This is a genomic window from Pseudomonas turukhanskensis (genome assembly GCF_027922365.1).
Lineage (GTDB): Bacteria > Pseudomonadota > Gammaproteobacteria > Pseudomonadales > Pseudomonadaceae > Aquipseudomonas > Aquipseudomonas turukhanskensis.
The window spans coordinates 141,994-151,382 of sequence record NZ_BSFN01000003.1; the positions used below are offsets into that span (position 1 = coordinate 141,994).

Annotated in this window: 6 protein-coding genes; 1 reads left to right on the forward strand and 5 read right to left on the reverse strand. The window is 60.4% G+C overall.

Annotated features, from left to right (window positions below; all coding sequences use genetic code 11):
* Positions 1–18 precede the first annotated feature (18 nt).
* Genes PKE98_RS07085 through PKE98_RS07105 form a run of 5 tightly spaced genes read right to left on the reverse strand, consistent with a single transcriptional unit; the run spans position 19 to position 7,451 of the window.
* Positions 19–1,662, reverse strand: coding sequence for an ABC transporter ATP-binding protein (locus PKE98_RS07085; protein WP_271194571.1), 1,644 nt, complete (start codon positions 1,660–1,662; stop codon positions 19–21).
* Position 1,663: 1 nt separating this feature from the next.
* A complete protein-coding gene (locus PKE98_RS07090) occupies positions 1,664–2,683 on the reverse strand; it encodes an ABC transporter permease (protein WP_271194855.1) in 1,020 nt (339 codons plus the stop codon).
* A 14-nt stretch (positions 2,684–2,697) separates the two neighbouring features.
* On the reverse strand, positions 2,698–3,771 hold the full coding sequence (locus PKE98_RS07095) for a microcin C ABC transporter permease YejB (protein ID WP_271194572.1): 1,074 nt from the start codon (positions 3,769–3,771) through the stop codon (positions 2,698–2,700).
* Positions 3,772–5,625, reverse strand: coding sequence for an extracellular solute-binding protein (locus PKE98_RS07100; protein WP_271194573.1), 1,854 nt, complete (start codon positions 5,623–5,625; stop codon positions 3,772–3,774).
* Positions 5,622–7,451 (reverse strand): extracellular solute-binding protein, encoded by a 1,830-nt coding sequence (locus tag PKE98_RS07105; RefSeq protein WP_271194574.1) that lies wholly within the window; start codon positions 7,449–7,451, stop codon positions 5,622–5,624. Before PKE98_RS07105 ends, PKE98_RS07100 begins: the two co-directional genes overlap by 4 nt.
* A gap of 165 nt (positions 7,452–7,616) precedes the next feature.
* Between PKE98_RS07105 and PKE98_RS07110 the strand changes: the two genes are divergently transcribed.
* Positions 7,617–9,038 (forward strand): HDOD domain-containing protein, encoded by a 1,422-nt coding sequence (locus tag PKE98_RS07110; protein ID WP_271194575.1) that lies wholly within the window; start codon positions 7,617–7,619, stop codon positions 9,036–9,038.
* Positions 9,039–9,389 lie beyond the last annotated feature (351 nt).

Consider the following 9,389-nt stretch of genomic DNA (forward strand, 5'->3'; position numbering starts at 1 on the left):
TCTTCCTGCTTTCAAGGATTAATCGGCAGTGGCTGGTGCCAGGAAAGCGGCTTCCAGCAACTGCTGCGTATATACGTGTTGCGGGGCGGCGAAGATGTCCTCGGCTGGCCCCTGTTCCACAACCCGACCATGCTTGACCACCATCAAGTGGTGACTCAGCGCCTTGACCACCGCCAGGTCATGGCTGATGAACAGGTAGGTCAGGTTGTACTTGCGCTGCAGCGATCGCAGTAATTCCACCACCTGGCGCTGCACGGTACGGTCCAGTGCCGAGGTGGGCTCATCCAGCAGAATCAATGCCGGTTTGAGCACAAGTGCCCGGGCGATGGCGATTCGCTGCCGTTGCCCACCGGAAAACTCGTGGGGGTAGCGGTGCCGGGTTTCCGGATCCAGACCTACCTCCAGGAGTGCATCGATTATTGCCTGCTCCTGTTCTTCTTCACTGCCCATCTTATGGATGCGCAGCCCTTCGCCGATGATCTGACACACCGACATCCGTGGGCTCAAGCTGCCGAACGGGTCCTGAAACACCACCTGCATCTGGCGCCGCAATGGCCGCACCTGATGCTGGGTCAGGCCGTGCAAATCCTGGCCTTGAAAGCAGATCGCACCCTGGCTTGCGATAAGTCGCAAGATGGCCAGCCCCAAGGTGGACTTGCCGGAACCGCTTTCGCCCACAATGCCCAGGGTCTGGCCCTGATGCAGGCTGAAGTTGATACCGTCCACTGCTTTCACATGATCGACCGTACGGCGCAGCACGCCTTTCTTGATCGGAAACCACACCCGCAGGTCATCGACTACCAGCACTGGCTTGCCGGCCGCGTTGGCGACCGGCTTGCCGCTGGGCTCGGCACCGAGCAGTTCCTGGGTATAAGGATGCTGCGGATTGGAGAACAGCTCATCGCATGACGCCTGTTCGACGATCACTCCGCGCTGCATGACACATACGCGGTGCGCAATTCGCTTCACCAGGTTGAGATCGTGGGTAATCAGCAGCAGCGCCATGCCCAGACGCGCCTGCAAATCCTTGAGCAATTCGAGGATTTTCAGCTGCACCGTCACATCCAGCGCCGTGGTCGGTTCGTCGGCAATCAGCAGCTCCGGCTCGTTGGCCAGGGCCATGGCAATCATTACTCGCTGCCGTTGGCCGCCAGAGAGCTCGTGTGGCAGCGCTTTTAGACGTTTATGCGGCTCGGGTATGCCCACCAGCTCCAACAGCTCCAGCGTGCGCTTGGTGGCCGCTTTGCCGCTAAGGCCTTTGTGCAGGGCGAGCACTTCGTTGATCTGCTTTTCGATGTTATGCAGCGGGTTCAACGAGGTCATCGGCTCCTGGAAAATCATGGCGATGCGGTTGCCGCGGATATGCCGCAGCTTTTTCTCGTTGACCGTCAGCAAGTCGTGCCCGGCATAGCGAATACTGCCAGCCGGATGGCGTGCGAGCGGGTAGGGCAGCAGGCGCAGAATCGAGTGCGCTGTTACAGATTTGCCCGAGCCGCTTTCGCCCACCAGCGCCAGGGTTTCGCCCCGGCGGATATCAAAGTTCAGGTCATGCACCACGCATTGGCTACTGGTGCCGGTGACGAACTCCACGGCCAGGTCGCGCACTTCAATCAGGTTTTCCGGCGCGGTATTGTCAGCCGTTTTGTTGGAAGGCTTGGCCATGTTATTTCCTCGGGTCGAAGGCATCGCGAGCAGCCTCGCCGATAAACACCAACAGGGTCAGCATCAGGCCCAGCACGGCAAATGCGCTGATGCCCAGCCACGGCGCCTGGGTATTGGCTTTGCCCTGGGCCACCAGCTCACCCAGCGATGGCGAGCCGGCCGGCAGGCCGAAGCCCAAAAAATCCAGGGCGGTCAGGGTGCCGATGGCGCCGGTCAGAATGAACGGCAGAAACGTCATGGTGGAGATCATGGCGTTGGGCAGAATGTGGCGGAACATGATGCCGCTGTTCTCCATGCCCAGCGCGCGGGCGGCGCGCACGTATTCCAGGTTGCGCCCGCGCAGGAACTCGGCCCGCACCACGTCCACCAGGCTCATCCAGGAGAACAGCAGCATGATGCCCAGCAACCACCAGAAATTGGGCTGCACAAAGCTGGCGAGGATGATCAGCAGGTACAGCACCGGCAATCCCGACCACACCTCAAGAAAGCGTTGCCCTAGCAGGTCGACCCAACCGCCATAGAAACCCTGCAGCGCGCCGGTCACCACCCCGATGATGGAGCTGAACACCGTCAACGTCAGGGCGAACAGCACCGAAATACGGAAGCCATAAATCACCCGCGCCAACACATCGCGGCCCTGGTCATCGGTGCCTAGCCAGTTGTCGGCCGAGGGCGGCGCGGGGGCGGGCACCTTGAGGTCGTAGTTGATGGTGGCGTAGCTGAACGGGATAAGCGGCCACACCGTCCAGCCGTCTTTCTGCGCGATCAGCTCGCGGATATAGGGGCTTTTGTAGTTGGCCTCCAGCGGGAATTCGCCGCCAAAGGTGGTTTCCGGATAGCGCTTGAACACCGGGAAATACCAGCCGCCGTCATAGTGCACCACCAGCGGTTTGTCGTTGGCGATCAGTTCGGCGCCCAGGCTCAACACAAACAGCGCCACGAACAACCACAGCGACCACCAACCCCGCTTGTGCGCCTTCAGGCGTTCGAAGCGGCGACGGTTGAGAGGTGACATTTTCAATGCAGTGCCCATGCTCAGCCCTCCCGATTGGCGAAGTCGATCCGAGGATCGACCAGGGTGTAGGTGATGTCACCGATCAACTTCACCACCAGGCCCAGCAAGGTGAAGATAAACAGCGTGCCGAAAACCACCGGGTAGTCGCGGCTGATCGCCGCTTCGAAGCTCATCAGGCCGAGGCCGTCGAGGGAGAAAATCACTTCAATCATCAGCGAGCCGGTAAAGAAAATGCTGATAAACGCCGACGGGAAACCGGCAATGATCAACAGCATGGCGTTGCGAAATACATGGCCGTAGAGGATGGCGTTGTTGGTCAGGCCCTTGGCCCGCGCTGTCACCACGTACTGTTTGTTGATTTCATCGAGAAAGCTGTTTTTGGTCAGGAAGGTGAGGGTGGCGAAGTTGCCGATCACCAGCGCCGTCACCGGCAATACCAGGTGCCAGAAGTAGTCGAGGATCTTTCCGCCCAGGCTCATCTGGTCAAAGTGATTGGACGTCAGTCCGCGCAGGGGAAACCAGTCGTAGTAACTGCCGCCGGCAAACAGCACGATCAGCAGAATGGCGAACAGAAACGCCGGAATCGCATAGCCCACGATGATCGCCGAGCTGGTCCACACATCGAACGTGCTGCCATTGCGCATGGCCTTGGCGATGCCCAGCGGAATGGACACCAGGTACATGATCAAGGTGCTCCATAACCCCAGCGAGATCGACACCGGCATCTTCTCAACAATCAGGTCGACTACCTTGGCATCGCGGAAAAAGCTGCTGCCAAAGTCGAGCTGGGCATAGCTTTTAAGCATCAGCCAGAAGCGCTCGGGTGCCGATTTGTCGAAGCCGTACATCTTCTCGATTTCTTTCACCAACTCCGGGTCCAGGCCCTGGGCGCCACGGTAGTTGGAGCCGGCTACCGACACCTCGGCACCGCCACCCGAGATGCGGCTGGTGGCGCCTTCGAAGCCTTCGAGCTTGGCGATCATCTGCTCCACCGGACCGCCAGGGGCGGCCTGGATGATGACGAAGTTGAGCAGCAAGATGCCGAAAAGCGTGGGAATGATCAGCAGCAGGCGCCGCAGAATGTAGGCGAGCATTTATTCGGTTTCCTTGGGTGGTGCCGCGGTTACCGCTTGCGGTTTGCTACCCTCGGCTTTCTCGCTGGTTTGCCACCAGGTCATCATGCCTACGTCATATTTCGGCGTAATGGCAGGCCGGCCGAACTTGTTCCAGTGGGCGATGCGATAGGTGTCGATGTAGTAGTTGGGAATCACGTAGTTGCCCCACAGCAGTACCCGGTCCAGGGCGCGGGCGTGAGTGATCAGGCTTTTGCGTGAGTCGGCGCGAATCAGACCTTCTACCAGCTTGTCGATGGCCGGGTCGCGCAAGCCGATGTAGTTGCGGCTGCCCGGGCTGTCGGCACTGCTGGAATGCCAGTACTCGCGCTGCTCATTGCCTGGCGAGTTGGACTGGCCCCAGGTGGCGGTGGTCATGTCGAAATCACGCGAGCGCATGCGGTTGACGTACTGGGAGGCGTCGACGCGGCGGATCTGCATATCGATGCCCAGTTCGGCCAGGTTGCGCATAAACGGCAGCAGCACCCGTTCCAGGTTCAACTGGTAGAGCATGAACTCGATGGTCAGCGGCTGGCCGTCGGGGCCAACCATCTTGTCGTTTTCGATCTTGTAACCGGCCTCCAGCAGCAGCTTGTAAGCCTTGCGCTTCTGGTCACGGATCATGCCGTCGCCCGTGGTGACCGGCGGCCTGAATACGTCGGTAAACACCTGGTCGGGAATCTGCCCGCGCAAGGGTTCGAGCAACTTCAGCTCGTCGGCATCGGGCAGCGCGTGGGCGGCCATGTCCGAGTTTTCGAAGAAGCTGCTGTTGCGTTTATAGGCACCGAAGAACAACTGCTTGTTCGACCATTCGAAGTCAAATAGTTGGGCGATTGCCTCACGTACGCGTGGGTCCTGAAACTTGGCGCGGCGCAGGTTGAAGGCGAAGGACTGCATGCCCACCGGGTTCTGGTTGGGCAGCGCTTCCTTGATGATGCGGCCGTCGCGCAGGGCCGGGCTGTCGTAGCCGGTGGCCCAGTCTTTGGCCGAGTACTCGAGGTTGAAGTCGAATTGCCCGGCCTTGAACGCTTCCAGGGTCACCGAGGTGTCGCGGTAGTAATCCACTTCAATGGTGTCGAAGTTGTAGTAGCCACGATTCACCGGCAGGTCCTTGCCCCACCAGTCTTTTACCCGCTCAAAGCGGATGCTGCTGCCCGGCGACACGTTGGTGATGCGGTACGGCCCGCTGCCCAGCGGTATTTCGAGGTTGGCTTTACTGAAGTCGCGTGTCGCCCACCAGTGTTTGGGCAGAACCGGCAGCTGGCCGATGATCAGCGGCAACTCACGGTTGCCCGGCTTGTTGAAGTCGAAGCGCACCGTCAGCGGGCCTTCGGCCACCACCTGGGTGACGTCGGCGTAGTACATGGCGTAGGTCGGGGCGCCTTTGCTGCGCAGGATATCGAAGCTGAAAATCACGTCGTCGGCGGTTACAGGCGTGCCGTCGTTGAACTTGGCCTTGGGGTTGAGGAAGAAGCGTACGTAGCTATCATCCGGCGCTTTCTCGATTTTCTCGGCGAGCAAGCCGTACTCGGTAAACGGCTCGTCGGGGGAGTGGTAGGTCAGGGTGTCGTACAGCAGCGACAACTGATCGGCCTGCATGCCTTTGGAGATAAACGCATTGAGGCTGTCGAAGCCGCCATTGCCGCTCAGGCGCAACGTGCCGCCCTTGGGCGCGTCGGGGTTCACATAGTCAAAATGATGGAAATTGGCCGGGTACTTGGGGGCCTCGTCGTACAGGGTTATGGCATGTTGCGGCGCCGCAGCCGCTGCCAGGCAGACACCGGCGAACAGGGCGCCGCTGCCAGCGCGCAGCACGGTGCGCAAAAACAAAGTCATAGAGCCTTCTCCGTGGGCTTCAGCCACCAGGCGCGCAACCCGAGGGTGTAAGGCGGCGTGGTGACGAAGGCGAACCGGTTGCGGTACGCCAGGCGGTGGTAGTTGAGGTACCAGTTGGGAATCATGTAGTGCTGCGACAGCAGCACGCGGTCCAGGGCGCGGGTGGCGGCCACCTGCTCATCGCGGGTCTGGGCTGCCAGCAGGCTTTCCAGCAGGCTGTCGACCACCGGGCTGCGTACGCCCGCGTAGTTCTTGCTGCCTTTGATGGCGGCTTGGCTTGAGTGGAAGTACTGCCATTGTTCCAGGCCCGGGCTCAGGTTTTGCTGCAGCGTCATCAAAATCATGTCGAAGTCGAATTGGTCCAGCCGCTGTTTATATTGCGCCCGGTCCACGGTGCGCAAGTGGGCCTGTATGCCAATGCTGGCGAGGTTTTCCACATAGGGCTGAAGGATGCGTTCCAGGTTTGGGTTAACCAGCAGCAGTTCGAAGCGCAGCGGTTCGCCCTTGGCGTTTTGCAGGCGTTGGCCGTTTAGCTTCCAGCCGGCGTCGGCTAATAGACCCAGCGCTCGCCTGAGGGTTTCGCGCGGGATGCCATTGCCCTGGGTTTTGGGTACCACGAATGGTTCGCTGAAGAGGGTGGTAGGCAGTTGCTCGCGAAACACCGACAACAGCAGCCACTCTCGCCCCTCGGGTTTGCCGCTGGCGCTGAACTCGCTATTGGGGAAATAACTGGTGGCGCGGGTGTAGGCATCGTTGAACAGGGTGCGATTGGTCCATTCGAAATCCAGCATCAGCCCCATGGCTTCGCGCACCTTGCTGTCGGCAAAGGCCGCGCGGCGGGTGTTCATGAAAAGGCCTTGGCTCTGGGTGGGAATCTGGTGCGGAATCTGCGCGCGAATCACGTCACCGCGTTTCACCGCCGGGAAACGGTAACCGTTGGCCCAGTTCTTGGCCTGGTGCTCTATATAAAAGTCGAATTCCCCGGCCTTGAACGCCTCGAATGCGACGTCGCTGTCGCGGTAGAACTCCACTTCCATACGGTCGAAATTGTATTTGCCACGGTTTACCGGCAGGTCTTTGCCCCACCAGTCTTTCACCCGCTCAAACACCAGGCTGCGGCCAGGCGAAACCTGGGTAATTCTGTACGGCCCGCTGGTAACCGGCGCATCAAAGGTGGTGGCCTTGAAGTCGCGGTCTTTCCAATAGTGTTGCGGCAACACCGGCAACTCGCCCAGGCGCAGAATCAGCAATGGGTTACCGGCGCGCTTGAGCACAAAGCGGATGCGGTGGCGGTCGAGAATATCCACCCGCGCCACTTCCTGCAGGCTGGTGCGGTACTGCGGATGACCTTGTTTAAGCAGGGTGCGATAGGAAAACGCCACGTCATAGGCGGTGACCGGCTTGCCATCGTTGAAGCGCGCCTCGGGGCGCAGGTTGAACACCACCCAGCTGCGATCTTCGCTGTATTCCACCGACCTGGCGATCAGGCCGTAACTAGACGCCGCTTCGTCGCCCGACGGGTCGTACTGGCCGGTGCCAGCCATCAGCGGTTCATTCAGCTCGCCAATGCCGTACTGGGCGAAGTTGGGAGTAGACGAAGGGCTGCTACCCTTGAAGGTATAAGGGTTTAGAGTATCGAAGGTGCCAAATGCCATCACGCGGATCGTGCCGCCTTTGGGCGCGTCGGGGTTAACCCAATCGAAGTGGGTAAAGCTGGCGGGGTACTTGAGCGTGCCGAACTGGGCATAACCGTGACTTTCGCTGATGGTCGCGAAAGCAGGAACGCACATAGCCACACTCAGAAGTAGCGAAAGGAGGCAACGCATCAGGCTAGGTGGTCCGTTCCGTAGCGGCATTGGGCTTCGTGCCGGTACAGTAACAGCTTGTATCCGCTGGAAAAAGAGAAAGCCCGGAGGCCGGTTTCAGAGCCTGACGGCAATAATGAAAGATTGCTTTACGAGGTTTTTACTTTGGCAGCACGCACCCATGGATTGCAGTCATGGATCGATCGTTTGAATCAGGCCGAGTTACCGGCATTGGCAGCCGTGGTGCAGGACTTGCACCACCTGGCCCAGGCAGAAAAGTCGTCGGTGCAGCAATTGGCCGATGTGTTGCTGCGTGATGCATCGCTCACCTCCAAGGTGCTGCGCGTTGGCAATAGCGTGTACTACAACCCCGCCCAGGAACCCATTCGCACCATTTCCCGCGCGATTGTGTTGATCGGCTTCGACAACGTGCGCCTGATCGGCCTGTCGGTCAGCCTGATCGACGGCCTGCTGGGTCGCGCGCCCAGCGAGCAGTTGTACGAGCTGCTGGCCCGTTCTTTCCACGCCGCCGTGCAGGCGCGCAATATCGCCGGTTACGTGCTCACCAAAAACCAGGAAGAAGTCTTTATCGCTGCCTTGCTCTACCACCTCGGCGCCCTGGCGTTCTGGGGTTGTGCTGGCGAGCAGGCCGATGAACTGGCCGTGGCCTTGGCTCGCCCCGGTATTAATGAAGACGAAGTGGTGCGCGAAGTGCTGGGCACCAGCTTCCGTCACCTGACCCAGGGCCTGGTGAAAAGCTGGAACCTCGGCGAAATCGCCAGCCTGGCCCATAACACCGCCAACCATAACGACCCGGCCGCCTTTTCCGTGCACTTGGGCGCGCGCATCAGCGAAGCGGCGCTGGAAGGCTGGGACTCGCCGCAAATGGAAGCGCTGGTGCAGCAGATGGCGACCTTTACCGGCATCACGCCCGAGGAAGCCTTGCAGCAGGTGCTCGACAGCGCCGACGAAGCGGTAAAAGTGGCCGCCACCTTTGGCGCCAGCTCGCTGTGCCGGCTAATTCCCTCCACCGACCCCGAGCTGATTCGCACCCAGCAGGAACAACGCAAGGCGCGCCTGCTGCAACCCGACTTGCTGGTGCTGCAACAGTCGCTGCAAGACCTCGGCATGATGGTCTCCAAGCGCGCCGATATCGGCCTGATCCTCGACAGCCTGTTCAAAGGCCTCTACCAGGGTGCCGGGCTGGAGCGGGTGATGCTGGCGGTATTGGCCGAGGAGCAGACGCGCTTCAAGGTCAAACGCGCCGTGGGCGAGAAGACCGAGCGCTGGGTAAGCGAGTTTCTGCTGCCGGCCGAGCAGCCGGAGCAGCCGCATATCTTCAGCTACGTGCTGCGCCACAAAGAGGCGCTATGGATGGGCGTGCCGGCCAGCTACAACCTGAACGAACTGGTGACGCAACCGATTCGCCAATGGCTGGGGCAGGGCATGTTCTTTATTGCGCCGCTGATGGCGGGGACGCGGCAGATTGGCGTGCTCTACGCCGACAGCCGCATTTCCGGGCGGGCGTTGAAGCATGAGCAGTTTGTGGCGTTTCAGCGGTTTACCCAGTTGACCGGGCGGTGTTTGGAGGCGTTGACCAGGAAGTAGGTGGGCAAGCAGGGGCGTCACTTGCAAGATTCTGGGTCCCAGCCTGCGCTGGGACGACGGTGGAATCGGCTCAGATGTCCGTCATCCCTGCGCAGGCTGGGATCCGGGTTCGAGCAGCAGATCAGTGACGGGCAGTGTTTGGCAGCGTTGACCAAGCAGCAGTTGGGGCGGGGAAGGTCGTCACTTGCAGGATTCTGGGTCCCAGCCTGCGCTGGGACGACGGTGGAATGGGCTCAGATGTCCGTCATCCCCGCGCAGGCTGGGATCCGGGTTCGAGCAGCAGATCAGTGACGGGCAGTGTTTGGCAGCGTTGACCAAGCAGCAGTTGGGGCGGGGAAGGTCGTCACTTGC

Excerpts from the sequence above, each read along its gene's own strand:
- PKE98_RS07100 (WP_271194573.1), bottom strand. The coding sequence starts at position 5,625 with ATGACTTTGTTTTTGCGCACCGTGCTGCGCGCTGGCAGCGGCGCCCTG.
- PKE98_RS07105 (WP_271194574.1), bottom strand. The coding sequence starts at position 7,451 with ATGCGTTGCCTCCTTTCGCTACTTCTGAGTGTGGCTATGTGCGTTCCT.
- PKE98_RS07095 (WP_271194572.1), bottom strand. The coding sequence starts at position 3,771 with ATGCTCGCCTACATTCTGCGGCGCCTGCTGCTGATCATTCCCACGCTT.
- PKE98_RS07085 (WP_271194571.1), bottom strand. The coding sequence starts at position 1,662 with ATGGCCAAGCCTTCCAACAAAACGGCTGACAATACCGCGCCGGAAAAC.